The organism is Pseudomonas sp. SK, from assembly GCF_012975065.1.
Taxonomy (GTDB): domain Bacteria; phylum Pseudomonadota; class Gammaproteobacteria; order Pseudomonadales; family Pseudomonadaceae; genus Aquipseudomonas; species Aquipseudomonas anuradhapurensis.
On record NZ_CP051857.1, the window covers coordinates 35,634 to 60,275 of the forward strand.

The 24,642-nt window shown below is 63.3% G+C and carries 27 protein-coding genes; 15 read left to right on the forward strand and 12 right to left on the reverse strand.

Annotated features, from left to right (window positions below; genetic code table 11):
* Positions 1 to 45: 45 nt before the first annotated feature.
* Together hemF and aroE are read left to right on the forward strand one after the other, a co-directional pair.
* Positions 46 to 957 (forward strand): oxygen-dependent coproporphyrinogen oxidase, encoded by a 912-nt coding sequence (gene hemF, locus HG549_RS00170; protein WP_170027581.1) that lies wholly within the window; start codon positions 46 to 48, stop codon positions 955 to 957.
* A gap of 25 nt (positions 958 to 982) precedes the next feature.
* The gene (aroE, locus tag HG549_RS00175) at positions 983 to 1,807 is read left to right on the forward strand and encodes a shikimate dehydrogenase (protein WP_170027583.1); all 825 of its coding nucleotides are present in this window, start codon (positions 983 to 985) and stop codon (positions 1,805 to 1,807) included.
* Between the two features lie 126 nt (positions 1,808 to 1,933).
* Here the strand turns inward: aroE and HG549_RS00180 are convergent, their stop codons facing one another.
* The 3 genes from HG549_RS00180 to betC all read right to left on the reverse strand — a co-directional run bounded on the left by HG549_RS00180 (position 1,934) and on the right by betC (position 6,077).
* Positions 1,934 to 3,499: a SulP family inorganic anion transporter gene (locus HG549_RS00180; RefSeq protein WP_170027585.1), complete on the reverse strand. Its 1,566-nt coding sequence runs from the start codon at positions 3,497 to 3,499 to the stop codon at positions 1,934 to 1,936.
* Positions 3,500 to 3,613: 114 nt separating this feature from the next.
* On the reverse strand, positions 3,614 to 4,543 hold the full coding sequence (choX, locus tag HG549_RS00185) for a choline ABC transporter substrate-binding protein (RefSeq protein WP_170027587.1): 930 nt from the start codon (positions 4,541 to 4,543) through the stop codon (positions 3,614 to 3,616).
* Between the two features lie 16 nt (positions 4,544 to 4,559).
* Complete coding sequence (gene betC / locus HG549_RS00190) at positions 4,560 to 6,077, reverse strand: choline-sulfatase (protein ID WP_170027589.1); 1,518 nt, start codon at positions 6,075 to 6,077, stop codon at positions 4,560 to 4,562.
* A 108-nt stretch (positions 6,078 to 6,185) separates the two neighbouring features.
* On the opposite strand from betC, the gene HG549_RS00195 reads away from it, so the two are divergent.
* Positions 6,186 to 7,085, forward strand: coding sequence for a LysR family transcriptional regulator (locus HG549_RS00195; RefSeq protein WP_170027591.1), 900 nt, complete (start codon positions 6,186 to 6,188; stop codon positions 7,083 to 7,085).
* Positions 7,086 to 7,214: 129 nt separating this feature from the next.
* Here the strand turns inward: HG549_RS00195 and HG549_RS00200 are convergent, their stop codons facing one another.
* Positions 7,215 to 7,832 (reverse strand): NAD(P)-dependent oxidoreductase, encoded by a 618-nt coding sequence (locus HG549_RS00200; RefSeq protein ID WP_170027593.1) that lies wholly within the window; start codon positions 7,830 to 7,832, stop codon positions 7,215 to 7,217.
* 52 nt (positions 7,833 to 7,884) lie between these two features.
* Here HG549_RS00200 and HG549_RS00205 point away from each other — a divergent pair, with 52 nt between their 5' ends.
* The gene (locus tag HG549_RS00205; RefSeq protein ID WP_170027595.1) at positions 7,885 to 8,217 is read left to right on the forward strand and encodes a DOPA 4,5-dioxygenase family protein; all 333 of its coding nucleotides are present in this window, start codon (positions 7,885 to 7,887) and stop codon (positions 8,215 to 8,217) included.
* A 120-nt stretch (positions 8,218 to 8,337) separates the two neighbouring features.
* Here HG549_RS00205 and trpA read toward each other — a convergent pair whose 3' ends face one another.
* Together trpA and trpB are read right to left on the reverse strand one after the other, a co-directional pair.
* Positions 8,338 to 9,147, reverse strand: coding sequence for a tryptophan synthase subunit alpha (trpA, locus tag HG549_RS00210; protein ID WP_170027597.1), 810 nt, complete (start codon positions 9,145 to 9,147; stop codon positions 8,338 to 8,340).
* The gene (gene trpB, locus HG549_RS00215) at positions 9,144 to 10,361 is read right to left on the reverse strand and encodes a tryptophan synthase subunit beta (RefSeq protein WP_012269890.1); all 1,218 of its coding nucleotides are present in this window, start codon (positions 10,359 to 10,361) and stop codon (positions 9,144 to 9,146) included. The genes trpA and trpB overlap by 4 nt, the downstream gene beginning before the upstream one ends.
* A gap of 110 nt (positions 10,362 to 10,471) precedes the next feature.
* Between trpB and HG549_RS00220 the strand changes: the two genes are divergently transcribed.
* Entirely contained in the window at positions 10,472 to 11,368 is an 897-nt protein-coding gene (locus HG549_RS00220; protein ID WP_170027599.1) for a LysR family transcriptional regulator, read from the forward strand.
* Here the strand turns inward: HG549_RS00220 and HG549_RS00225 are convergent.
* Positions 11,365 to 11,688: a YqjD family protein gene (locus tag HG549_RS00225; protein ID WP_170027601.1), complete on the reverse strand. Its 324-nt coding sequence runs from the start codon at positions 11,686 to 11,688 to the stop codon at positions 11,365 to 11,367. The genes HG549_RS00220 and HG549_RS00225 overlap by 4 nt on opposite strands.
* Positions 11,689 to 11,838: 150 nt before the next feature.
* Here HG549_RS00225 and HG549_RS00230 point away from each other — a divergent pair, with 150 nt between their 5' ends.
* Entirely contained in the window at positions 11,839 to 12,054 is a 216-nt protein-coding gene (locus HG549_RS00230; RefSeq protein WP_170027603.1) for a dodecin, read from the forward strand.
* Positions 12,055 to 12,156: 102 nt separating this feature from the next.
* On the forward strand, positions 12,157 to 12,378 hold the full coding sequence (locus HG549_RS00235; RefSeq protein ID WP_170027606.1) for a DUF1161 domain-containing protein: 222 nt from the start codon (positions 12,157 to 12,159) through the stop codon (positions 12,376 to 12,378).
* A 195-nt stretch (positions 12,379 to 12,573) separates the two neighbouring features.
* On the opposite strand, the gene HG549_RS00240 is transcribed toward HG549_RS00235, so the two are convergent.
* A complete protein-coding gene (locus HG549_RS00240; protein ID WP_170027608.1) occupies positions 12,574 to 13,578 on the reverse strand; it encodes an LLM class flavin-dependent oxidoreductase in 1,005 nt (334 codons plus the stop codon).
* A 152-nt stretch (positions 13,579 to 13,730) separates the two neighbouring features.
* On the opposite strand from HG549_RS00240, the gene HG549_RS00245 reads away from it, so the two are divergent.
* Positions 13,731 to 14,156: an OsmC family protein gene (locus HG549_RS00245; RefSeq protein ID WP_170027610.1), complete on the forward strand. Its 426-nt coding sequence runs from the start codon at positions 13,731 to 13,733 to the stop codon at positions 14,154 to 14,156.
* A gap of 74 nt (positions 14,157 to 14,230) precedes the next feature.
* The gene (locus HG549_RS00250) at positions 14,231 to 14,464 is read left to right on the forward strand and encodes a DUF1161 domain-containing protein (RefSeq protein ID WP_170027612.1); all 234 of its coding nucleotides are present in this window, start codon (positions 14,231 to 14,233) and stop codon (positions 14,462 to 14,464) included.
* 33 nt (positions 14,465 to 14,497) lie between these two features.
* On the opposite strand, the gene HG549_RS00255 is transcribed toward HG549_RS00250, so the two are convergent.
* On the reverse strand, positions 14,498 to 14,911 hold the full coding sequence (locus HG549_RS00255) for a hypothetical protein (protein WP_170027614.1): 414 nt from the start codon (positions 14,909 to 14,911) through the stop codon (positions 14,498 to 14,500).
* A 55-nt stretch (positions 14,912 to 14,966) separates the two neighbouring features.
* Positions 14,967 to 15,380: a hypothetical protein gene (locus tag HG549_RS00260; RefSeq protein ID WP_170027616.1), complete on the reverse strand. Its 414-nt coding sequence runs from the start codon at positions 15,378 to 15,380 to the stop codon at positions 14,967 to 14,969.
* A 66-nt stretch (positions 15,381 to 15,446) separates the two neighbouring features.
* On the opposite strand from HG549_RS00260, the gene HG549_RS00265 reads away from it, so the two are divergent.
* Positions 15,447 to 16,583 (forward strand): aminopeptidase, encoded by a 1,137-nt coding sequence (locus HG549_RS00265; RefSeq protein ID WP_170027618.1) that lies wholly within the window; start codon positions 15,447 to 15,449, stop codon positions 16,581 to 16,583.
* Positions 16,584 to 16,628: 45 nt separating this feature from the next.
* Here HG549_RS00265 and HG549_RS00270 read toward each other — a convergent pair whose 3' ends face one another.
* Both HG549_RS00270 and HG549_RS00275 read right to left on the reverse strand, forming a co-directional pair.
* Complete coding sequence (locus HG549_RS00270) at positions 16,629 to 17,279, reverse strand: HAD family hydrolase (RefSeq protein WP_170027620.1); 651 nt, start codon at positions 17,277 to 17,279, stop codon at positions 16,629 to 16,631.
* 121 nt (positions 17,280 to 17,400) lie between these two features.
* On the reverse strand, positions 17,401 to 17,949 hold the full coding sequence (locus HG549_RS00275) for a gamma carbonic anhydrase family protein (RefSeq protein ID WP_170027622.1): 549 nt from the start codon (positions 17,947 to 17,949) through the stop codon (positions 17,401 to 17,403).
* 66 nt (positions 17,950 to 18,015) lie between these two features.
* Between HG549_RS00275 and prlC the strand changes: the two genes are divergently transcribed.
* The 5 genes from prlC to HG549_RS00300 all read left to right on the forward strand — a co-directional run bounded on the left by prlC (position 18,016) and on the right by HG549_RS00300 (position 24,639).
* Positions 18,016 to 20,103, forward strand: coding sequence for an oligopeptidase A (gene prlC / locus HG549_RS00280; RefSeq protein ID WP_170027624.1), 2,088 nt, complete (start codon positions 18,016 to 18,018; stop codon positions 20,101 to 20,103).
* Positions 20,100 to 20,381 (forward strand): YheV family putative zinc ribbon protein, encoded by a 282-nt coding sequence (locus tag HG549_RS00285; protein ID WP_170027626.1) that lies wholly within the window; start codon positions 20,100 to 20,102, stop codon positions 20,379 to 20,381. Before prlC ends, HG549_RS00285 begins: the two co-directional genes overlap by 4 nt.
* 110 nt (positions 20,382 to 20,491) lie before the next feature.
* On the forward strand, positions 20,492 to 22,486 hold the full coding sequence (locus HG549_RS00290; RefSeq protein WP_170027628.1) for a M3 family metallopeptidase: 1,995 nt from the start codon (positions 20,492 to 20,494) through the stop codon (positions 22,484 to 22,486).
* Positions 22,487 to 22,563: 77 nt separating this feature from the next.
* Positions 22,564 to 23,622, forward strand: coding sequence for a PA0069 family radical SAM protein (locus HG549_RS00295; RefSeq protein ID WP_170027630.1), 1,059 nt, complete (start codon positions 22,564 to 22,566; stop codon positions 23,620 to 23,622).
* 297 nt (positions 23,623 to 23,919) lie between these two features.
* Positions 23,920 to 24,639: a carbonic anhydrase gene (locus tag HG549_RS00300; RefSeq protein ID WP_063912352.1), complete on the forward strand. Its 720-nt coding sequence runs from the start codon at positions 23,920 to 23,922 to the stop codon at positions 24,637 to 24,639.
* The last annotated feature ends 3 nt before the right edge of the window (positions 24,640 to 24,642 follow it).

A 24,642-nucleotide genomic window follows, 5' to 3' on the forward strand; every position in this document is an offset into this window, starting at 1 on the left:
GTATGCTACGCGGCGAATTATTCCCTGCCCGTTCCTGGTGACCCGATGACTAGCCGCACCGAGGCCGTGAAAGCCTATCTGCTCGACCTGCAAGACCGCATCTGCTTTGCCCTCGAAACAGAAGACGGCGGTGCCAGCTTCGTCGAGGACGCCTGGGTGCGCGAGGCCGGTGGTGGGGGCCGCACGCGGGTGATCGGCGACGGCAAGGTGATAGAGAAAGGCGGGGTCAACTTTTCTCACGTATTCGGTGCCGGCCTGCCACCGTCGGCCAGCGCCCATCGCCCCGAGCTGGCGGGCCGTGGCTTCGAGGCTCTGGGCGTGTCGCTGGTGATCCACCCGCACAACCCGCATGTGCCTACCTCGCACGCCAACGTGCGCTTCTTCATTGCCGAAAAGGAAGGTGAAGAGGCCGTGTGGTGGTTCGGCGGTGGTTTCGACCTGACCCCCTACTACGGCAATGAGGAAGACTGTATTCACTGGCACCGCGTGGCCGAGCAGGCCTGCGCGTCGTTCGGTGCCGACGTGTACCCGCGTTACAAGGCCTGGTGCGACCGTTACTTCCACCTCAAGCACCGTGGCGAGCCACGCGGTATTGGCGGGCTGTTCTTCGATGACCTGAACGAGTGGGACTTCGACACCTGCTTCGCCTTCATGCGCGCCATTGGCGATGCCTACGTCAACGCCTACCTGCCGATCGTCCAGCGCCGCAAGAACACGCCGTACACCCCGCAACAGCGCGAGTTTCAGGAATACCGCCGTGGCCGCTATGTGGAGTTCAACCTGGTCTACGACCGTGGCACCCTGTTCGGACTGCAATCGGGTGGGCGTACCGAGTCCATTCTCATGTCGCTGCCGCCGCAGGTGCGCTGGGGCTACGACTGGAAGGCCGCGCCCGGCAGCGAGGAAGCGCGCCTGACCGAATACTTCCTGCAGGACCGCGACTGGCTCGGCCAGTAAGCCCGCGCACAATAGAGGAATCGCCATGGACCAGTACGTCGTTTTCGGTAACCCCATCGGCCACAGCAAGTCGCCGCTGATCCACCGTCTGTTCGCCGAACAGACTGGCGAGGACCTGGAATACGCTACCCTGCTGGCGCCGTTGGACGAGTTCAGCGATTGTGCACGCGGCTTTTTCAAGCAAGGCAGCGGCGCCAATGTCACCGTGCCGTTCAAGGAAGAGGCCTACCGCCTGTGCGACAGCCTGACCCCACGCGCACAGCGCGCCGGCGCGGTGAATACGCTTAGCAAGCTGGCCGACGGTACGCTGCAGGGCGACAACACCGATGGCGCGGGCCTGGTGCGCGACCTGACGGTGAATGCCGGGGTCGAGCTGGCAGGCAAGCGCATCCTCATCCTCGGTGCTGGCGGCGCCGTGCGTGGCGTGCTGGAGCCAATCCTGGCGCACAGGCCGCAGTCGCTGGTGATTGCCAACCGCACCGTGGAAAAGGCCGAGCAGCTGGCGCGGGAATTCGATGAACTGGGGCCGGTGGTAGCCAGTGGTTTTGCCTGGTTGCAGGAGCCGGTGGACGTGATCATCAATGCCACTTCGGCGAGCCTGGCCGGTGAATTGCCGCCAATTGCCGACAGCCTGGTCGAGGCGGGGCGTACGGTGTGCTACGACATGATGTATGGCAAGGAGCCGACGCCGTTTTGCCAGTGGGCTACCAGGCTCGGCGCGGCTCAGGTACTGGATGGGCTGGGGATGCTGGCCGAGCAGGCGGCTGAGGCGTTCCTGGTCTGGCGTGGGGTGCGTCCGGATACGGCGCCGGTTTTGGCTGAGCTGCGCCGACAGCTCGCTCGGGGCTGAATTTGTCGGGGCCGCTTTGCGGCCCATCGCGACGCAAGGCCGCTCCTACAACGAACGCGAAACGCCTGTAGGAGCGGCCTTGCGTCGCGATGGGCTGCGTAGCAGCCCCAAAATATCAACCCAAGCTCATTCCTCGAACCGGATCGGGCATAGCTCCACCCCTTCCAGCTTCTGCAATTCCTCGATCACCTGCGGCCTGGCCCGGTGCAAGGTCAGGCTTCCCCCCGCCCGCCGCAACCGCCGCGCCTCGCGGTGCAACATATCCACACCGGAATAGTCGATAAAGTTCACCTGCCGCGCATCGATCACCACATGCGGCCCCTGGCAGCGCTGCAAGCGCACCTGCAGGTAAGGCGCTGCACCAAAGAAAATCGACCCGCCTACCCGCAGCACGTCCGCCTCCCCTTCCCGGGTTTGCTGCACCCTTGGCCGTGACGTGCGCTTGAGGTAGAAGAACAGCGATGCCAACACCCCGGCATAGATCGCGGTTTGCAGCTCCAGCAACAACGTCGCCGCCGCTGTCAGTGCCATGACCAGGAATTCCGAACGGCTGACCCGGAACAGCGCGCGAATCGCGCGGTGGTCCACCAACCCCCAGCAGATCAACAGAATGCTGCCGGCCATGGCCGGTATCGGCAGATGCGCAATCAGCCCGGCCCCGGCAACGGCGAACAGCGCTACCCACAGTGCCGAGAACACCCCTGCCAGGGGCGAGCGGGCGCCAGCGTCATAGCTCAACCCGGAGCGGGTGAAGGAGCCGGAAGACAGGTAACCGGAGAAGAACGCCCCAATGATGTTCGACAGGCCCTGGGCACGAATTTCCTGGTCAGCGTTGATCAACTGTTCCGAACGTGCCGACAACGAGCGGGCAATCGACAGGCTGGTGACCAGCCCGAGCATACCCACCGCCACGGCGCTGGGCAGTAGCCGCAGCACCAGTTCCACATCCAGCAACGGCAGCGGGCTGAACGGTGGCAGTTGGCCGGCGAAGGCTGGCACTCGCGGTACATGGCCAAACCAGCCGGGCAGCAACCAGGCCAGCAGGCTGACCAGTATCAGGCTGAGCAACAGGCTCGGCCAGCGTGGGCAGCAGAGCTTGAAGGTCACGCCGATGGCCACGGTGGCCAGGCCCAGCACCAACGAAGGCAGGTCCACCTCACCGGCGTGGCTGGCCAGGTCCTGCGCTGTCTTCAGCGCAGTGGCCTGGCTGGGCAGGTCTATGCCCAGCAGGTTGGGTAACTGGCCCAGGGCAATGACAATGGCAGCGCCCAGGGTGAAGCCAAGCACCACGGAATGGGAGACAAAGTTGACCAGCGCGCCGAAGCGCAAAAGCCCGAGCAGCAATTGGAACAGGCCGCCGAGGAAGGTCAGCAACAGCACCAGGGTAACGTAGTCGGTGCTGCCAGCCACGGCCAGCGGGCTGATGCTGGTGTAGAGGACGATGGAAATGGCGGCGGTCGGGCCACAGATCAGGTGCCAGGACGAGCCCCACAGGCAGGCGATCAGCACCGGCACGATGGCGGCGTACAGGCCGTATTCGGCAGGCAGGCCGGCGATCAGGGCGTAGGCGATGGATTGTGGCAGGGCGAGGATGGCACCGCTCAGGCCCACCAGCAGGTCCTGGCGCAGGCTGCGGCCCGATTGGCGCGGCAGCCAGGTGAGGAAGGGCAGCAGGTGAGTGAGGCGATGCATGAGATATCCAGATTTCCTATGGGGCACTGCCCCTGTGGGGAGCAGGTTTATCCGCGAATGGATTAGTAGCCTCACTGATGCATTCGCGGATGAACCTGCGCCCACAGGATCGGTTTAGAGCTTGGTTTTTAATGCTTTGCCAGCATCCTCGCCAGTTTTGGTGCTCACTCCGGCCAACCACCCCTCCAGCACCTCCGGATGCGCCTTCACCCAGGCCTTGGCCGCTTCGTCGAAGCTGATCTTCTTGTCCACCACCTCGGCCATGATGCTGTTTTCCATATCCAGCGTGAACTTCAGGTTTTCCAGCAGCTTCGCCGCATTGGGGCAGGCTTGTGGATAACCTTTGCGGGTCAGGGTATAGACATCGCCCTTGCTGCCGAACCACTTTTCCCCGCCGGTCAGGTAATGCATTTTCAGCTTCACATTCATCGGGTGCGGGGTCCAGCCGAGGAAGGTGATGAACTGCTGTTTTTTCACCGCTCGGTCAACCTGCGCCAGCATCGCCTGTTCGCTGGATTCCACCAGCTTCCATTGGCCAAGGTTGAACTCATTGTTGTCGATGATTTCCTTCAGCGACAGGTTGGCCGGGGCGCCGGAGCCAATCCCGTAAAGCTTCTTGTCGAACTGCTCGGCGTGTTTCTGCAGGTCGGCAAAGTCCCTGACTCCGGCATCCCACACATAATCGGGCACTGCCAGGGTGAACTCGGTTCCCTCCAGATTGCGTGACAGCTGCTTCACGTCGCCATTGGCGATGAACTTGTCATGAAAGCCCTGTTGCGCGGGCATCCAGTTTCCGAGGAAGGCATCTACGCGGCCATCCTTGAGGCCGCCATAGATGATCGGTACAGCCAGGCTGTCGATCTTTACCTGGTAACCCAGGCTTTCCAGCAGCAGGCGGGCCACGGCGTTGGTCGAGGCAATGTCGCTCCAGCCGGGGTCGGCCAATTTCACGGTAGTGCATTGCGTGTCGCTGTCGGCGGCGTAAACGGTGCCCGTGCCCAGGCTGATGGCCAGGGCGAACACGGCGGCGGAGAACTTATGCATGGCGGCCTCTCTTTACTCATTCCAAGGGTGCGGGCTGTGGATAACGTGCCTTGCGCTCGAGGTCGTCGAGATCGATGTGGTTGCGCATGTACTGTTGGCTGGCGTCCACCCAGGGTTGGTGGTCCCAGCTTTTCAGTTTGCCGATGGCCAGTGCCTCGGCCACCAGCCGGCGGCGGCGCTGGCTGGCCAGCACCTGCTGGCGCAGGCTGGGGATATCCCAGCGTTGCTGTGCTTCATCGACAAATGCCTGCAGAAGCGCCTGGTGGTCCGGGCTGCTGGTGAGGTTCTCCCGCTCGTGCGGGTCGCGGCTCAGGTCATAGAGTAGGCACGGGTCGTCTTCGCTGTACACGAACTTGTATGGCCCGCGGCGGATCATCATCAGCGGCCCGACCGTGCCTTCGGCCATGTACTCGCCGATCACCTCGTCGTGGCCGCCCTGCCCTTGCAGGTGGCCGAGCAGCGAGCGGCCATCCAGCGGCAGGTCTTTATCCACAGCCCCGCCAGCCAGTTCGACCAGCGTCGGCAGCAAATCGCAGGTCGATACCGAGGCGCTCACGCGGCCTGCCGCGAAGCGCTTTGGCGCATGCACCAGCAGCGGTACCCGCGCCGACATCTCGAACCAGTGCATCTTGTACCAGAGGCCTCGCTCACCGAGCATGTCACCGTGGTCGCCGGAGAATACGATCACGGTGTTGTCGGCCAAGTTGCATTCCTCCAGGGTTTGCAGCAGCTGGCCGATGTTGTCGTCGATGTAGCTGCAGGCGCCGAAGTAGGCGCGGCGGGCATCGCGAATCTTGTCCACAGGCAGCGGCTTGTTCCACAGGTCGTAGACCTTCAGCAGGCGCTGCGAGTGGGGGTCGAGTTCCGCCTGCGCGAGCTCGGCACGTGGCATGGGAATATCCACACCCTCATAGCGATCCCAGTAGCGCCTGGGGATGGTGTATGGGTCGTGCGGGTGGGTCATCGACACGGTCAGGCAGAACGGCCGGCCATCGTTTTCGCGGACGTGGTCGTACAGATACTGGCGCGCCTTGAACAGCACTTCTTCGTCGAAATCCAGTTGGTTGGTACGCACGCAGGGGCCGGCCTGCAGCACCGACGACATGTTGTGGTACCAGCTTGGGCGCACATCCGGTTCGTCCCAGTTCACCGCCCAGCCGTAGTCTGCCGGGTAGATATCGCTGGTCAGACGTTCTTCGTAGCCATGCAACTGGTCCGGGCCACAGAAGTGCATCTTGCCTGACAGCGCAGTGCGGTAGCCCAGGCGGCGCAGGTAGTGGGCGTAGGTAGGTACATCGGCGGGGAAGTCGGCGGCGTTGTCGTAGGCGCCAATGCGGCTGGGCAACTGGCCGCTGACCAGGGTGAAACGAGACGGGGCGCAAAGCGGGCTGTTGCAGTAGGCGGCGTCGAATACCACCGCCTGCGCGGCCAGGCGGCTCAGGTGTGGCATCTGGATTGGCGAGGGGGCGTAGATCGGCAGCAAGGGCGCGGCCATCTGGTCGGCCATGATGAACAGGATATTCGGGCGCGTCATGGTGGCTTCCATCGTTGAGAGTTATGCGAACCGCTTGCCTATCAAGATGCGACTGTGGATAACATGGGTAAAGCCCATGGCCAACAATGACCAGGATTAGCCACGCTTATGTTTGACCACCTCGCCGATTTGTCGCTGGATACCTTGCGCGTGTTCGAGGCCGCTGCGCGGCTGCGTGGCTTCACTGCAGCGGCGCTGGAGCTGGGCACCACGCAGCCGGCGGTGAGCCAGCAGGTCAAACGGCTGGAGGCTCGGTTGGGCACGCGCTTGTTCGACCGCATTTACCGGGGCATCGAGCTGACCGAGGCTGGCCAGGTGTTGTTCGAACAGGTGCATCAGGGCCTGCAGGCCATGGATGACGGCGTCGCTGAGGTCTGCGGGAGAGGCCAGCGCGAGGTGCTGCAGGTAGCGACCGACTTCGCTTTTGCGGCGTTCTGGCTGATGCCACGGTTGCAGCGCTTTCATCAGGCTTATCCACAGGTGGATGTGAGCCTGGTGACGGGTGAACGCAGCCAGGGCATGTTGCGCCCGGACATCGATGTGGCAGTGCTGTTTGGTGACGGGCGCTTTCACCAGGGCGAGAGCCGGTGGCTGTTCGATGAAGAGGTTTTTCCGGTCTGCAGCCCGCGGCTGATTCATGGCAAACCCTTGTCAGCCGAGGCTTTGCAACGATTGCCGTTGTTGCACTTGAAGGGCGAGCAGGCCAGCCGCTGGTTCGACTGGGCGGGGGTGTTTCGCGGGTTTGGCGTGGCCAGCCCGCCGCCGCCGGGGCAGCTGCGGTTCGATAACTATACGTTGCTGATTCAGGCGGCGATCGCCGGCCAGGGCGTGGCGATTGGCTGGGGGCATCTGGTGGACGGGTTGGTGGAGCAAGGGTTGCTGTGCCGGCCGCTGGAGGGGAGTTTGCGTTCGGCGCGTGGGTATTACGCAGTGTTGCCGCCGCGCAAGCGGCGTGGGGCGTTGATCGAGCGGTTTGTGGATTGGCTGGAGCGGGAGCGCAGCCTTTGAGATTTTGGGGCCGCTTTGCGGCCCATCGCGACGCAAGGCCGCTCCTACAGGAATCGCGCCAGCCGAGGCTGCGCGGTCGAGGTAGGAGCGGCCTTGTGTCGCGATGGGCTGCGCAGCAGCCCCGGCCATCTAGACCACGAAGTTCAGATGCTCGCCCCGGTGCAAGTCCAGTTCCAGCATATCCACCATCCCCGCCGCGACCCCGGCCAGGTGCCGCAACGGCTCTGCCAACCCCGGCTCCAGCGTGCCCTCGGTATTGCGAAAATGCTCCATCCCCAACCCGGGCAGCTCCGGCGGCGCATTGATCAACGTCCAGTGCAAGGCACTGCGCTGCAAGCCATCAACCATCTGGTCCACGCATTCCCGCTCCGCTTCACTGTACTTGGCCGGCTTGTCCAGCACATCGAAATCGCCCACCAGCAACAGCCGGCGTATAGTCGTGCGCTTGAGGCCCGCCACCAGCGCCTCGCTCATGCGCGCCTGGCCTGGCAGGTCGCCCGGCGCCAGTGTCGACAGCAGGGCAATCACCGCCGAACCGCCTGCCGCACCCTGTTCCGCCTGGTCGGCATCGCCCAGCCCGCCTATCTTGAAATGCAGGCCCGGGCGCGGCGCGTGGCGGTTGAGGTCATTCACCACGGCCGTGACTTCGTGCTGGCGTGACAGCAGTTCGACCATCAAAGCATTGCCCAAGCTGCTTTCAGCCCCGAACAGGACCAGCTTGAACACCGGCGTTTCGGCGTTTTTCACGGCATCACTCCCTTTGCAGGTGGTGAGGTTTGGACCGTAATCAGGAGTTATCGTGCAGAGAATCAAGGGTTACCACGCCCACGTGTACTACGACGCAGCGACCATGGAGCAGGCCCGTGAGTTGTGCGAGGAGGCCGCGCGACTGTTCCCGGTGACCATGGGGCGCATGCACCAGCAGCCGGTGGGGCCACACCCGGACTGGAGCTGCCAGCTGGCGTTCGGGCCGGAGGTGGTGGGGGTGGTGTTGCCTTGGTTGGCGTTGTATCGCAAGGGGCTGGTGGTGTTCATGCACCCGCTGACCGGGGATGAATTGGCGGATCACCGTGATCATGCGATCTGGATGGGGGCTGTAAGGCCTTTGGATCTGTCTATTTTTGGGGGCTGAGGCTCTGTTGCTTACGAGGGCCTCTTCGCGGGCACGCCCGCTCCGACAGGGGTATCACAGGGCCTGGGTACGGCGCTGTACCTGTGGGAGCGGGTATGCCCGCGAAGAGGGCGCCGCGGTTCAGCGACGAGCGCCACGCACCCCTTCAGCCAATGCCGAGCAAAGGCTCAGTACATCGTTCACCGCCTGCTCGCCAGTCTCGGCCTGGGCAATCTTGTCGACCAGTGCCGAGCCCACCACCACACCATCCGCCAAGCGGGCGATGTTCGCCGCCTGCTCCGGCGTACGAATGCCGAAGCCAACGCTGATCGGCAGGTCGGTATGCCGACGCAGGCGGGCAATGGCCTCGGTCACGTGCTCGGTGGTGGCCGAGCCGGCGCCGGTCACACCGGCCACCGACACGTAGTAGACGAACCCGGAGCTGCGCTCCAGCACGCGCGGCAGGCGCACATCATCGGTGGTCGGGGTGGTCAGGCGGATGAAGTCGATGCCTGCGGCCTGGGCCGGGGTAGCCAGTTCGGCGTCGTGCTCCGGCGGCAGGTCGACGATGATCAGGCCATCGACGCCCGCTTGCCTGGCCTCGGCCACGAACTGTTCCACGCCAAAGCGGTGGATCGGGTTGTAGTAGCCCATCAGCACGATCGGCGTGGCCTGGTCACCCACACGGAAATCGCGAACCATCTGCAGGGTCTTGGCCAGGGTCTGGCCGGCTTCCAGGGCACGCAGGGTGGCCAGCTGGATGGCCACGCCATCGGCCATCGGGTCGGTGAACGGCATGCCCAGTTCGATCACGTCGGCACCGGCTGCCGGCAGGCCCTTGAGGATCTGCAGCGAGGCGTCATAGCCCGGGTCGCCCGCGGTAATGAAGGTGACCAGTGCCGAGCGGCCTTCGGCCTTCAGCTCGGCGAAGCGTTGTTCAAGACGGCTCATGCCTGTTTCTCCTGGGCAGCCATGTGGTTCATGACGGTTTGCATGTCTTTGTCGCCGCGGCCCGACAGGCACACGACCATCAGGTGGTCCTTGGGCAGCTTCGGTGCGCGCTTGATCGCCTCGGCCAAGGCATGGGAGCTCTCCAGGGCCGGGATGATGCCTTCCAGGCGGCAGGTGGCGTGGAACGCATCCAACGCTTCGTCGTCGGTGATGCTGACGTATTCCACCCGTTTCACTTCGTGCAGGTAGGCATGCTCCGGGCCGATGCCCGGGTAGTCCAGGCCGGCGGAAATCGAATGGGCGTCGGTAATCTGGCCGTCTGCATCCTGCAGCAGGTAGGTACGGTTGCCGTGCAGCACGCCTGGGACGCCGCCGTTGAGGCTGGCGGCATGTTTGTCGGTGTGCACGCCGTGGCCACCGGCTTCGACGCCAATGATCTGCACGCTCGGTTCTTCGAGGAATTCATGGAACAGGCCCATGGCGTTGGAACCGCCACCGACGCAGGCGACCAGGCTGTCTGGCAGGCGGCCTTCCTTCTCTTGCAGCTGGGCGCGGGTTTCCTTGCCGATGATCGACTGGAAGTCGCGAACCATGGCCGGATAAGGGTGTGGGCCGGCCACGGTACCGATCAGGTAGAAGGTGTCTTCGACGTTGGTGACCCAGTCGCGCAGGGCCTCGTTCATGGCGTCCTTGAGGGTGCCGGTGCCGGCGGTGACCGGAACGATCTCGGCGCCCAGCAGCTTCATGCGGAATACGTTGGCCTGCTGGCGCTCGATGTCCGTAGCGCCCATGTAGATCACGCAAGGCAGGCCGAAGCGCGCGGCAACGGTAGCAGTGGCAACGCCGTGCATGCCGGCACCGGTTTCGGCGATCAGGCGCTTCTTGCCCATGCGCTTGGCCAGCAGCACCTGGCCGATGCAGTTGTTCACCTTGTGCGCGCCGGTGTGGTTGAGCTCTTCACGCTTGAAGAAGATCTTTGCCCCGCCGCAGTGCTCGGTCAGGCGTTCGGCGAAGTACAGTGGGTTGGGGCGGCCGATGTAGTCGCGCTGGAAATAGGCCAGCTCTTCGAGGAATTTCGGGTCTGCCTTGGCTGCTTCGTATTCGCGGGCCAGGTCCAGCACCAATGGCATCAGGGTTTCGGCCACGTAGCGGCCGCCGAACGAGCCGAACAGGCCATTGGCATCTGGGCCGGGGCGGTATTGGGACTGGGTCATGGGGCGCTCCAGGGCGTAGTCGATGAGGTATGGGCTTTACTCTAACCACGACAGGCCTGGCTGAAAACCGATAAGATTGCGCAAACTTGTCAGGAAAACTCACAGGTAAAATGGCTCACGACCTCCCTCCCCTCAACGCCCTGCGAGCCTTCGAGGCCACCGCCCGGCTTAATAGCGTCAGCCAGGCGGCTGAAGCGCTGCACGTCACCCACGGCGCGGTCAGCCGGCAGCTCAAGGTGCTTGAAGAACACCTGGGGGTTGCGCTGTTCGTCAAGGACGGACGTGGCATCAAACTCACAGATGCCGGTATCCGCCTGCGTGATGCCAGCGGCGAAGCGTTCGATCGGCTGCGCAGCGTATGTGCCGAACTCAGCCGCGACGTGAGTGAGGCACCGTTCGTCCTGGGCTGCTCGGGCAGCTTGTTGGCGCGCTGGTTCATACCGCGGCTGGGGCGGCTGAAGGCCGATTTGCCCGAGCTGCGCCTGCACCTGTCGGCAGGCGAAGGCGACCTCGACCCGCGGCGGCCGGGGCTGGATGCGCTGTTGGTATATGCCGAGCCGCCATGGCCGGCAGACATGCAGGTGCACGTGCTGGCCGAAGAACGCATCGGGCCAGTGCTCAGCCCGCATTTTGCTGGTTTCGAGCGCTTGCAGGGTGCACCTGCCAGCGCCTTGCTCGACGAGGCCTTGCTGCACACCACCTCGCGCCCGCAGGCCTGGCCGACCTGGGCGGCGGAACAGGGGCTGGAGCCGAGGGCATTGCAGTATGGGCAGGCCTTCGAGCACTTGTACTACCTGCTGGAAGCTGCTGTGGCGGGCCTGGGCGTAGCCATTGCGCCGCAGCCGCTGGTCGCCGATGACCTGCGGGCGGGGCGTTTGCGTGCGCCTTGGGGCTTTTCCCCTACTTCGGCGGTGCTGGCGTTATGGGTGCCCCGGCGCGCCGCAGACGGGCGCGCCGAGCAGCTGGCGCGATGGCTACGCGCCGAACTGGCCGGTCAAGGCGCTTAGTTGCGTTTGCACAGCAGGTAAGCCGCCAGCAGGCCCAGTGCACCGATGGCAACACCTGCCGTGGTGTAAGGGTGCTGCTGCGCGTAGTCACGGGTAGCGATGCCGGTCTGGCGGGTGCGCTGCTTCATTTCCTCATAGGCGTCGCTCAGCAGGCTACGAGAATGGCGAAGGGCGCTCTCGGCGCTGCTGCGGATGGCCTTGACCGACTTCTGGGATTCTTCCGAGGCGTCGTGTTTGAGGCTCTCCAGGCTCTTCAGCAGGCTTTCGATCTCGGCTTCCATGCTTTCCAGGGATGCTTTTCGCAGCGAATTGCGGGGCATGTTGACTCTCCTTCGCGTTGTGGGCTGTAGAGGTTGCGACTGCCAAGCGAAGCGAAAGTGCGATCGAACTTTGCACATTCGTATCGGCTCGCAGGTAAACCCTGCCTGCGCTGCTAGGCTCAATCACACCGTCATCCAAGGAGAGCGCTCATGACCGATCATCACACTTACAAGAAGATCGAGCTGGTAGGGTCTTCGACCACCAGCATAGAGGAGGCGATCAACAATGCCCTGGCCGAAGCTGGCAAGAGCATCAAGCACCTGGAGTGGTTCGAGGTAGTCGACACCCGTGGCCATATCCGCGACAACAAGGCGGCACACTTCCAGGTCACGCTGAAGGTTGGCTTCCGTATCGCCAACAGCTGAAATATTACCGGGCTGGATGAGTCCGGCAGGATGGGATATTTAAGAAGCGGGCGCCTTGGCAGGCGCCCTTTTCTGATTTCATCTGCACAAGGAAAGCGATCGATGAACAAACTGATTCTGGCGCTGGGCCTGCTGAGCCTGGCCGGTGGGGCGTTGGCAGCAGGCAAGCCCTGCGAGGAACTGAAGGCGGAGATTGCAGCCAAGCTGGATGCCAAAGGTGTCCAGGGTTACACCTTGGAGGTGGTGAAGAAGGGCGAACCGGCGGGCAAGGTGATTGGTAGCTGCGAGGCCGGCACCAAGGAGATCGTCTACCGCCGTGGCTGATGGCTTGGCGTCTTCGCCGGCCCGATAGGCTTGAACGTGGCGCTGTCCCTGTAGGAGCGGCCTTGTGTCGCGAAGGGCTGCGAAGCAGCCCCAGGATTTCAGCGCAGGTGCACAGATAGCCGGGGCTGCTTCGCAGCCCTTCGCGACACAAACCGCTCCTACAGCTGACCGCGCCGGGTTTGCCGGCGCAGAAGGTCACTCGGCCCTGAGGGCCTGCGCCAGCAACTCGTACGACCGCACCCGGTCGGCATGCTCATACAGATCACAGGTAAAGATCAGCTCATCCGCCCCGGTCTGCTCCAGCAGCACTTCCACCTTGGCCCGCACTTTCTCTGGGCTGCCAATCATCGCCAGGCCCAGGAAGCTGCCCACCGCATCCCGCTCATGCGGTAGCCACAGGCCCTCCATGCTTGCCACCGGCGGCTTCTGCATCAAGCTCTGCCCGCGGATCAGCGCCAGGATACGCTGGTACACCGAAGTGGCCAGGTATTCGGCCTTCTCGTCGGTTTCCGCCACGACCATCGGAATACCCAGCATCACGTACGGCTTGTCCAGCGTGGTGGAGGGCTTGAAGTGGTTGCGGTACACGCGGATCGCCTCGTGCATGTAGCGCGGCGCGAAGTGTGAGGCGAAGGCATAGGGCATGCCGCGCATACCAGCCAGCTGGGCACTGAACAGGCTGGAGCCAAGCAGCCACATCGGCACCTCGGTGTCGTGCCCTGGCACCGCAATCACTTTCTGCTCATCGGTGCGCGGGCCGAGGTAGCGCGACAGCTCCTCGACGTCGTCCGGGAAATCGTCCGGGCCGCCAGCACGGTCGCGGCGCAGGGCGTAGGCGGTCATCTGGTCGGAGCCCGGGGCACGGCCCAGGCCCAGGTCGATGCGCCCTGGATACAGGCTGGCCAGGGTGCCGAACTGTTCGGCGATCACCAGCGGTGCATGGTTGGGCAGCATGACCCCGCCAGAGCCCACGCGAATGCTCGAAGTACCACCGGCCAGGTAGCCGATCAGCACCGCAGTGGCGGAACTGGCGATGCCGTCCATGTTGTGGTGCTCGGCTACCCAGAAGCGGTGGTAGCCAAAGCGTTCGACATGCTGCGCCAGGTCCAGCGAGTTACGTAGCGATTGGGCCGGGCCAGCGTCGGCGCGCACGGGCACCAGGTCGAGGGTGGATATTTTCAGGTCACGCAACTGGGTCATGGTGCCTCCGCAGGAATGGTTGGCCAGAGGCCTTTTTGACTCTGTATGGGCGTATTCGTTGGATTCAATGCCTGCGGTCAGATTGCGCTGAACTTGCCAGGCGTGGCAGGCCTCTGAACCGGTAGGTATGTAACCAGTGACCAGGAGGTAGCATGAAAAAGACAGCATCGGCGATCTGGCAAGGTGGCCTGAAGGACGGCAAAGGCCTGCTCTCCACGGAAAGCGGCGCGCTCAAGCAGAACCCCTACGGTTTCAATACCCGTTTCGAAGGCTCGCCCGGCACCAATCCGGAAGAGCTGATCGGAGCGGCACATGCTGGCTGCTTCTCGATGGCGCTGTCGATGATGCTGGGCGAAGCGGGGCTGACTGCCGAGCGGATCGACACTGCCGCCGAGGTGACCCTCGACAAGCAGCCTGATGGCTTTGCCATTACCGCCGTGCACCTGGTACTGCGGGCCAAGGTCCCCGGAGCAAGCGAGGCGCAGTTCCTGGATATCGCCAACAAGGCCAAGGCGGGTTGCCCGGTATCCAAGGTACTGAACGCCAGGATCAGCCTGGATGCGGCACTGGTGGGCTGAAGCGGTGCAATGAGGGCGGTTTGCTGTAGTCTAGACAGCGTCGGCAGCATGCTGCCCCTTTCAGGAGCCGTTTCATGATTCGCGTAGCAATCACCGTGTTGGCTTCCCTGGTCGCCACCTCTGCGCTGGCGGCGGTGAAGCCGTGCGAGGAGCTCAAGGCCGAGATCGAGACCAAGATACAGGCCCAGGGGGTTCCCTCCTACACCCTGGAAATCGTGCCCAACAGCGAAGTGAAGGACCCGAGCATGGTCGTCGGGACCTGTGATGGCGGCAGCAAGAAGATCATCTACCAGAAGAACGACCAGTAGCGGCGAACCCCGGGGCCGTGCAGCAGCCGGTGATCACGGAATGCAGAACACTTCGCTAGGTTCGTTGACCACCACCTTGCGGTTGCCGTCATACAGCAGCACTTGCGGCTCCATTACCGGTGCCCGTGCCTCCAGGCGATAGCGTTCCCCGGCCTTGAAGTTGTCGAAGCGTACAGTCAGGTAGCAGGTTCGGTCCCTGGGGTCGGTGGTGATGCCGCCAGAGTAGATTTCGTAATCGAAACGCACGACCAGTTCGTGCTTGCCTGGTGTCACCTGGAAGTAACGGCCGTCATCCAGTCGTTTTCCGTCGAGGCGGTCGGCCATGATGACCCTGCCTGGGGTGGTGGTATAGAGGTCGACCCAGGCCTGCTTGGGGTCGACGGGCGGCAAGGGGCTGGCGCAGGCCCCCAGTGTACTGAGGGCGATCAGCATCATGGGCTGGCGCATGGCAAGACTCCCGCTTGCGGATTACACGCTACAAGCATAGCGCCATTCGTGCCTGTCAGCTGTGTTGACAGCCAGCGGGCAGGCCCTGGCCAACCAGCTTTTGCTGATGGTCGTAGAGCTTGATCCAGGGCCGGAAACCGATGCTGCCAGCCTGCAGCTGGTAGCGCTGGCCGGCGCCGAAGTCCTTGAAGGTCAGTTTGACCTGGCAGTCGCGCCACAGCGGCTCGTCGACCGGGCCGATATTGCTGGGGGTAACCGGGAACTGGTAGCGCACGGTCAGCTCATGGCTGCCGGGCGGCACTTCGAAATAACGGCTATCGGCCCAGTCTCGTTCATCGACCTGCAGCGCATGCAGCGAGGTGTTGTCGTAGGGGGTGAGGTCGATCCAGGCCTGGTTCGGGTCCGGGTCCGGCAGGGTCGAGCAGGCGGATATCAGCAACAGTGAGCCGGCAACCAACAGTGCGCGCATGGCGAAACTCCCCCTTGGCGAGATAGTCTTGAAGTGAAACGGCCTAGAGCGAGTCTGACCTACCGGATGCTTCGATTTTTTCTTGTTCAGCGCTCGGGCCCTGGGGCACTCGACCGCTTTTTCACCCGTTTGGTTCCCACGCTTGCCGCGCTCCTGCTGAACGGTTGTGCCAGTACGACCTATTACGGGCAGTTGGCCGAAGGCCAGTGGCAACTGCTGCGTGCCCGTCAGTCGGTGGAGCGAGTCGTGGCCGACCCTGCTACCTCGCCGCAGTTGCGTGAGCGACTGACGCATGCCGAGCAGGCACGCGCGTTTGCCAGCCAGCAGCTGAAATTGCCGGACAACCGCAGCTACCGGGTGTACGTGGAACTTGGCCGGCCCTTTGTGGTGTGGAATGTGTTCGCCACCCCCGAGCTGTCACTGCAGCCGGTCACGCACTGCTTCCCGATCGCCGGCTGCGTGGCGTATCGCGGTTACTACCAGCTGGGGGCGGCACGCGGGGCGGCGGCGTTGATGCGGCAGGACGGCATGGACGTGTACGTGAGCGGCGTGGAAGCCTATTCGACCCTGGGCTGGTTCGATGACCCGATCCTGTCGTCGATGGTTGGCTGGGGCGATGAGCGCCTGGCCACGTTGATCTTCCATGAACTGGCCCACCAGCGCTTCTATGTGCAGGACGACACCGAGTTCAACGAGTCATTCGCCTCCTTCGTCGAGCAGGAGGGCACGCGGCAATGGCGCGTGGCGCGTGGGCTTGCAGCGGTTGACCAGGCCCAGGGGCCGCAGCGTGACCAGTTCATCCGGCTCGTACTGGCCAGCCGCGAGCGGTTGCAGGCCATTTATGCCGGGCCGTTGGACGATGCGCAAAAGCGCGTGGCCAAGCAGGCCGAGTTCGAGCGGTTGAGGCGGGAGTACCGGCTGCTGCGTGACGGCCAGTGGGGCGGCGACAAGCGTTACGACGCCTGGATGTATGGGCCGATGAACAATGCCAAGCTGTTGCCGTTCGGGCTGTATGACCAGTGGGTGCCAGCGTTCGCAGCACTGTTCCGCGAGGTGGGTGGGGACTGGGCGCGGTTTTATCAGCGGGTGGAGCAGTTGGGACGGCTGCCGATCGAGGAGCGCAAAGCGGCGTTGCAGCGGTTGATGGTCAACCCATCAGATGTTGCGGCCCATCGCGCTACAAAGCCTACGCGGTCCTGGTAGGAGCGGCCTTGCGTCGCGATGGGCTGCAAAGCAGCCCCATGGCCCTCAAGCCTCGAGAAACGCTCGATGCATTTCGGCCAAGGTTGCAAAGTGATAGGCCGGCTCTTCCGCCATCAACTCCTCCCGGCTGCCAAACCCATACCCCACCGCCACCGCCTGCAAGCCGTTGCTGCGTGCACCGATCAGGTCATGCTTGCGGTCGCCGATCATCAGCGTCTGCGCCGGGTCCAGCCCCTCTTCGTCCAGCAGGTGGCGAATCAGCTCGACCTTGTTGGTGCGTGTGCCATCCAGTTCACTGCCATAGATCACCTTGAAATGCTGGTCGAAAGCGAAGTGACGGGCAATTTCACGGGCGAACTCCCAGGGCTTGGAGGTAGCGATGTACAGGGTGCGGCCTTGGCCATTCAGGGCTGCGAGCAGTTCCGGCACACCTTCGAACACTAGGTTTTCATACAGGCCGGTGACGCGGAAGCGTTCCCGGTAGAAGTTCACCGCCTCCCAGGCCTTGGCCTCGTCGAAGCCATAGAACTGCATGAACGCCTGCAGCAAGGGCGGGCCGATGAAGTGTTCGAGGCGGGCCAGGTCCGGCTCGTCGATGCCCAGCTTGGCCAAGGCGTACTGGATCGAGCGGGTGATGCCCTGGCGCGGGTCGGTCAGGGTGCCGTCGAGGTCGAAGAGGATGTTCTGCTGGTGCATTTACATAGGTTCCACTTGAGTGCTGCGTGGCCTTCTTCGCGGGCTCGCCCGCTCCCACAGGTACAGCGCTGGCCTTGAAGACTCCACTAGACCTGTGGGAGCGGGCAAGCCCGCGAATCGGTCATTCAGGTTGATCGTAGCCTTCGGCCAGATGCTGGTCCTTGAGCTTCACATAGTTGCTGGCGCTGTAGGCAAAGAACGCATGCTCCTGGTCGTTCAGCAGCCGGGCCTGTTTCACCGGGCTACCCATGTACAGGTAGCCACTGACCAGGCGCTTGCCCGGCGGTACCAGGCTGCCGGCACCAATGATCACTTCGTCCTCGACGATGGCGCCGTCCATGATGGTGCTGCCCATGCCGACCAGGATGCGGTTGCCCAGAGTGCAGCCATGCAGCATGACCTTGTGGCCGATGGTCACTTCGTCGCCGATGATCAGCGGGAAGCCGTCAGGGTTATACGTGCTGGCGTGGGTGATGTGCAGGACACTGCCGTCCTGCACGCTGGTGCGTGCGCCGATGCGGATACGGTGCATGTCGCCGCGCACCACGGTCAGCGGCCACACCGAGCTGTCCTCGCCGATTTCCACGTCGCCCAGCACGATCGCCGAACGGTCGACGAAGGCCCGTGGTCCAACTTTCGGAGTGTGTTGCTGGAAGCTTCGGATGGCCATGATAGCGTCTCTCATCTGTGCCGATAGGCAGGCTGCCTGCTGCGGTCGGCGTCGATTGTAATTAAGATGGGCCAGTGTTTCTTCTGCCAAGGTATCCAAACCGTGAGTGCGAACAACCCGCTTCTGCAGTCCTACGATCTGCCGCCCTTCTCGCAAATCCGTGCCGAACACGTGTTGCCGGCGATCGAAGCGATCCTGGCCGACAACCGTAAAGCCATTGCCGAGATCCTCGAAAAGCAGGGCAAGAACCCCTCCTGGGCTGGCCTGGTGCTGGCCATGGACGAACTGAACGACCGCCTGGGCGCCGCCTGGAGCCCGGTCAGCCACCTCAATGCGGTGTGCAACAGCCCCGAGCTGCGTGAGGCCTATGAGTCGTGCCTGCCGGCGCTGAGCGCCTACTCTACCGAACTTGGGCAGAACCGAGCGCTGTTCGAAGCCTACCAGGCGCTGATCGACAGCCCGGAGGCTGCCGGCTTCGACGTGGCGCAGAAGACTATCCTCGAGCATGCCCTGCGTGACTTCCGCCTGTCGGGTATCGACCTGCCGGCGGACAAGCAGCAGCGCTACGCCGAAGTGCAGAGCAAGCTCAGCGAGCTGGGTAGCCGCTTCTCCAACCAGTTGCTCGACGCCACCCAAGCCTGGACCAAGCACGTTACCGACGAAGCCGCACTGGCCGGCCTGACCGATTCGGCCAAGGCGCAGATGGCTGCCGCCGCGCAGGCCAAGGGGCTCGACGGCTGGCTGATCACCCTGGAGTTCCCCAGCTACTACGCGGTGATGACCTACGCCAACGACCGTGCCCTGCGCGAAGAACTGTATGCCGCCTACTGCACCCGTGCCTCGGATCAGGGCCCGAACGCCGGTCAGTTCGACAACGGCCCGGTGATGCAGGAAATCCTTGCCCTGCGCCAGGAGTTGGCCGAACTGCTGGGTTACCAGAACTACGCCGAACTGAGCCTGGCTACCAAGATGGCCGAGTCCAGCGACCAGGTGCTGAGCTTCCTGCGCGACCTGGCCAAGCGTTCCAAGCCGTTCGCCGCACAGGACCTGGCGCAGCTCAAGGCCTATGCCGCCGAGCAGGGCTGCCCCGAGCTGGCCAGCTGGGACGCCGGTTACTTCGGCGAGAAGCTGCGTGAACAGCGCTACAGCGTGTCGCAGGAAGCCCTGCGCGCCTATTTCCCGATCGACAAGGTGCTGGGTGGCCTGTTCAGCATCGTTCAGCGCCTGTACGGCATCGAAATCGCCGAACTCAAGGGCTTCGACAGTTGGCACCCGGACGTGCGCCTGTTCGAGATCAAGGAAAACGGCCAGCACGTCGGCCGCTTCTTCTTCGACCTGTACGCTCGCGCCAACAAGCGTGGCGGTGCCTGGATGGACGGCGCCCGTGACCGTCGCCGCACGGCCGATGGCCGCCTGCAGAGCCCGGTGGCCAACCTGGTCTGCAACTTTACCCCGGCTGCGCCGGGCAAGCCGGCCTTGCTGACCCACGACGAAGTGACCACGCTGTTCCACGAGTTCGGTCACGGCCTGCACCACTTGCTGACCCGCATCGAGCATGCCGGTGTTTCCGGTATCAATGGCGTGGCCTGGGACGCTGTCGAGCTGCCCAGCCAGTTCATGGAAAACTGGTGCTGGGAGCCTGAAGGCCTGGCGCTGATCTCCGGCCACTTCGAAACCGGTGCGCCGCTGCCGCAAGACCTGCTGGACAAGATGCTGGCGGCGAAGAACTTCCAGTCGGGCATGATGATGGTGCGCCAGCTGGAGTTCTCGCTGTTCGACTTCGAACTGCACGCCAGCCATGGCGATGGCCGCAGTGTGCTTCAGGTACTCGAAGGCGTACGCGACGAGGTGTCGGTGATGCGCCCGCCGGCGTACAACCGCTTCCCCAACAGCTTTGCGCACATCTTCGCGGGCGGCTACGCAGCCGGCTACTACAGCTACAAGTGGGCCGAAGTGCTGTCTGCCGATGCCTTCTCGCGCTTCGAGGAAGAGGGCGTGCTGAATGCCGAGACCGGTCGCGCCTTCCGTGAGGCGATTCTGGCTCGCGGCGGTTCACGCGAGCCGATGGTGCTGTTCGTCGACTTCCGTGGCCGTGAACCTTCCATCGATGCCTTGCTGCGCCACAGTGGCCTGAGCGAGGACGCTGCAGCATGAGCGAGGTAGCCGTGAACAAGACCAAGAAGCGCTTCATTGCCGGGGCGGTGTGCCCGGCATGCAGCGAGACCGACAAGCTGATGATGTGGAACGAAGACGGCGTACCGCACCGCGAGTGCGTGGCCTGCGGCTTCACCGATACCCTCAACGAGCAGGGCCTGTCGGTGCCCAAGGAGCTCGGCACGCGGGTCAACCAGCTGGCACCGAAAGCGGCGCCCGCCAAGGTGCAGACCGTGCAGTTCTTCCCCAACCCGAAGCTGAAGAAACCGGCTGACTGAAGCCGCCGTGCCGCCCGGGCGCCACGCCCGGGTGGTAGATAGTCAGGCCTCGTGCCGCGCAGCAAGCCTGCAAGCTCCCCTGCTCCCCACTACGAGCAAGGTGTAGCGTCATGGACAACCCGCTTCTGCAAAATAGCCATATCCCCGTCGATTATCCGGCGATCACCCTGGAAAACATGGCTGCTGCCTTCGCCCATGTGCTGTTGGCGCATGAGCAAGGCATCGACCGTATCATTCGCGACCAGCAGGTGATGCCAACCTGGGACGACATGGTACTGGCGGTGGATGGCCTGGATGCCCAGCTGCTATCGGTGCTATACGCCGCTTCACCACTGGTTGGCCGGGACGATGACTGGGCCGATGCCATTATCGACTTCTACGGCAAGGCAACGGCACGCTTCGACCAGAAGTTTGCCAACTCAGCGCTGCAGGCCTTGTATGAGCGTCTGGCCAACAGCGACATTGGCAAGCAGCTGGATGCTCGCAAGAGGACTACCCTGCGCTGGCACCTGGACAAGTTCACCACCAATGGAGCGAAGCTCGACGCCACCGCAAAGGCGCGCCTGGCCCAATTGCAGGCGCATATCGGCACTGCACGCGAGGCTTTCCGTGCCAACATCAACCGGCCAGGGTTGCACGTCACCGATGAAACCGAGCTGAACGGCATTCCGCAGCGGATACGCGATGAATGGGCCGAACGTGCACGCGAAGCAGCGCTGTCGGGCTGGTTGATCGCCTGTGAAAGCGTGGCCACCGATGACGCGCTCAGGTACGCCGGGAACCGCCCGTTACGTGAGCGTGTGTACCGCGCTTACCATGCACGCGGGGTCAGTGACGAGCCTGGGCAGGACAATCGCTTGCACTTGCAGCAACTGGCGACGTGGCTTGATGAAAAGGCACGCTTGCTTGGCTTCGCCAGCCATCTGGAGCAGAGCCTGCTGGTGAAGAGTGCTGGCGCGGCGGCCGAGGTGCGAGGCTTTCTTCACCACCTGGCGGACCAAGTCCGCCCTGGCATGTTGCAATGGCGCGCGGAGATCGAACGCCGGGCGGCGGCCCAAGGGCTGGCGCCTGTGCAGCCCTGGGACATTGCCTACCTCCAGGCCCCGCCCCCGGCTGTTCTCTCCACCGAAACCTTGCGCGAATACTTCCCGCTCAATGCCGTCGTCACTGCGTTGCAGCAGCTGACGGAGCAGCTGTTGGGCGTAGTGTTGCAGCCCAGGCCGCTGGCTACCTGGCATGACAGTGTGCAGCCGTTCGAAGTGTGGCAGGACAACGCCTTCATCGGTTTCCTCTACCTGGATGCCGTACAGCATGCTGGCAAGCAGCCCGACGCGGTGTTCACCACCTACATACGCAACCGTCGAGTCGATGCCGAAGGGATCTACCAGGCGGCCTCGGTGGTGGTCTTCAGTGACGTGCCGCCAGCGCTGCCGGGTGGCCAGCCGTTGCTCGACCACCTGTCGCTTCGCAAGCTGTTCCATGAGTTCGGCCACGCCCTGCACCACTTGCTGGTGCGCACGACCAATCACGTGATGTCCAACGTTACCGAACTCGGCACCGATGGCGTGGAACTGGTCGGCAAGTTGTTCGAGCGCTGGGTCTGGGATGCGGATTACCTGGTGGCGATCTCGTCGCACCAGCGGGATGGCAGCCCGCTTGACCGTGCGCGGGTCGGTGAGTGTCTGTATCGCTTGCGGCAGCAAGGCGTGGAAGAGATTGCACGTGATCTGAGCCTGGCGCTGTTCGATCTGGACCTGCATGCCACGCCAAACGATGGCAGGACGCTCGAGCAGCGCCTGGAGCAGGCTCGCGAGCGTTGCGGTTATTGGCCCCTGGCAGGCTTCGAGCACCCGGCGCATGCCTTCGACCACCTGGTGAATGGCTACGACGCAGGCTATTACGCGTACCTGTGGTCGGATGTCCACGCCTTCGACCTGTTCACCCGCTTTGAAGCGGCAGGGCTGCTGGACCGAGCGACTGGCCGTGAACTGCAGGAGGCGCTGTTCGCCCCAGGGGCAGCGCGGCCGTTGCGCGAAGGCATCGAGGCATTCCTTGGTCGACAGGCGAGCCCTACGCCATACCTGCGCTGGCATGGTTTGGCGTGAAGGTGTGCTGACCAGAGGTGCTGGAAAGATCATGGCGCACCCTTTACTGTATATAAGTACAGTATCGAGGCACAGCCATGTTTCATCCAGCACCGCCAAAGGGCCGTGGTACGGCGCACAACCCGCACAACCGCTTCGCCCCGAGCCACTCGGTGGCGGAGGATGACGGCTGGTACCAGGAGGTGCCGCAAACCCAGGGCACCGAGGTGCGGGTCGAGATGGCCAAATCGGTCATCAGCCGCAATACCTCGCCCGACCTGCCCTTCGACCGTTCGATCAATCCTTACCGCGGTTGCGAGCATGGCTGCATCTACTGCTACGCCCGTCCTTCGCATGCTTACTGGGACCTTTCCCCCGGCCTGGATTTCGAGACCAAGCTGATCGCCAAGACCAACGCTGCCGAGGTGCTGGCGCAACAACTGAGCAAGCCGGGTTATGTCTGCGCGCCGATCAACCTGGGCTCCAATACCGACCCCTACCAGCCAATCGAGCGGGAACAGATGTTGACCCGTCGCCTGCTCGAAGTGCTGCTGCGCTTTCGCCACCCGGTGACCATCGTCACCAAGGGCGCGCTGGTCTTGCGCGACCTCGACCTGCTGGCCGAAATGGCCAGCCAGCGTTTGGCACGGGTGATGATCAGCCTGACAACCCTGGACGATGGCCTCAAGCGGGTGCTCGAGCCGCGTGCAGCCTCGCCCAAGGCAAGGTTGCGCGCCATTCGCGTATTGCGCGAGGCCGGCGTGCCGGTAGGTGTGCTGTGTTCGCCGATGATCCCGATGATCAACGACAGTGAGCTGGAGCGCCTGCTCGAGGCGGCCCGGGAGGCCGGTGCACAGAGTGCGGCCTACATGATGCTGCGGCTGCCGCTGGAGGTGGCGCCGCTGTTCGAGCAATGGCTGCAGGACCACTACCCGCAACGGGCGGCACACGTCCTGAGCCTGATCCGTCAGAGCCGCGGTGGTGAACTGTATGACAGCCGGTTTGGTGCGCGCATGCGCGGTGAAGGGGTGTTTGCCGATTTGCTGGCGCAGCGGTTCGCCAAGGCCATGAGACGGCTGGACTTCGAGGGACGGGAAGCGCAGGCGCTGGATTGCTCGGCGTTCTGCCCGCCGGGTGGGCAGATGGCACTGTTCTAGTAATGGGAAAAGGGCACGTTGCAAACCCTCAGTGAGACTCATGCAAGCAAATAATTGTGCTAATGACTCTTGGCAGTTGATGGTTTTTTGCTATTATTCAATTCCCGCCTCTTTGTTCTGGAACGCCCGTTCTAGAGCCGTCGAATTAAGTTTCAGTTAAGTTTTCCCCGCTAGCGTAGCAAATCAGTTTGCAGCGACTGTGATCTATGGCCCATGCGCGTCATCTAAAACCCTGCATAGCCAAAATCTTTCACCGGTAAAATGGATTTACCTACAACACCGTCAAGAGGATGAATCATGCCCATCAAGGACCCATCCAAGGTTGTTCCGCAGGTCCCCGCGGAGAGCGCCGATGCCGCCCTTAAGCACATCGTCGACGGCTTCCTGCGTTTTCACCATGACGTTTTCCCCGAGCAGCAAGAGCTGTTCAAGAAGCTCGCCACCGCGCAAACCCCGCGTGCCATGTTCATCACCTGCGCCGACTCGCGCATCGTTCCCGAGCTGATCACCCAGAGTTCGCCAGGCGACCTGTTCGTGACCCGTAACGTCGGTAACGTGGTACCGCCTTATGGTCAGATGAACGGCGGCGTTTCCAGCGCTATCGAGTACGCGGTGCTGGCATTGAAAGTGCACCACATCATCGTCTGTGGCCACTCCGACTGTGGCGCAATGCGTGCAGTGCTCAACCCGCAATCGCTGACCAAGATGCCGACCGTTTCCGCCTGGCTGCGCCACGCCGAAGTGGCCCGCACCGTGGTCGAGAACAACTGTTCGTGCGGTAGCGAACACGAAACGATGCAAGTGCTGACCAAGGAAAACGTCATCGCTCAGTTGCATCACCTGCGCACTCACCCTTCGGTGGCTTCGCGCCTGGCAGCCGGTGAGCTGTTCATCCATGGCTGGGTCTACGACATCGAGACCAGCAAGATCGAAGCCTACGACGCTGCCAGCGACAGCTTCCTGCCGCTTGCCGCTGGCGAGCCGGTCCCCTGCGCTACTCCGAGAGGCCGCTACTAAGCG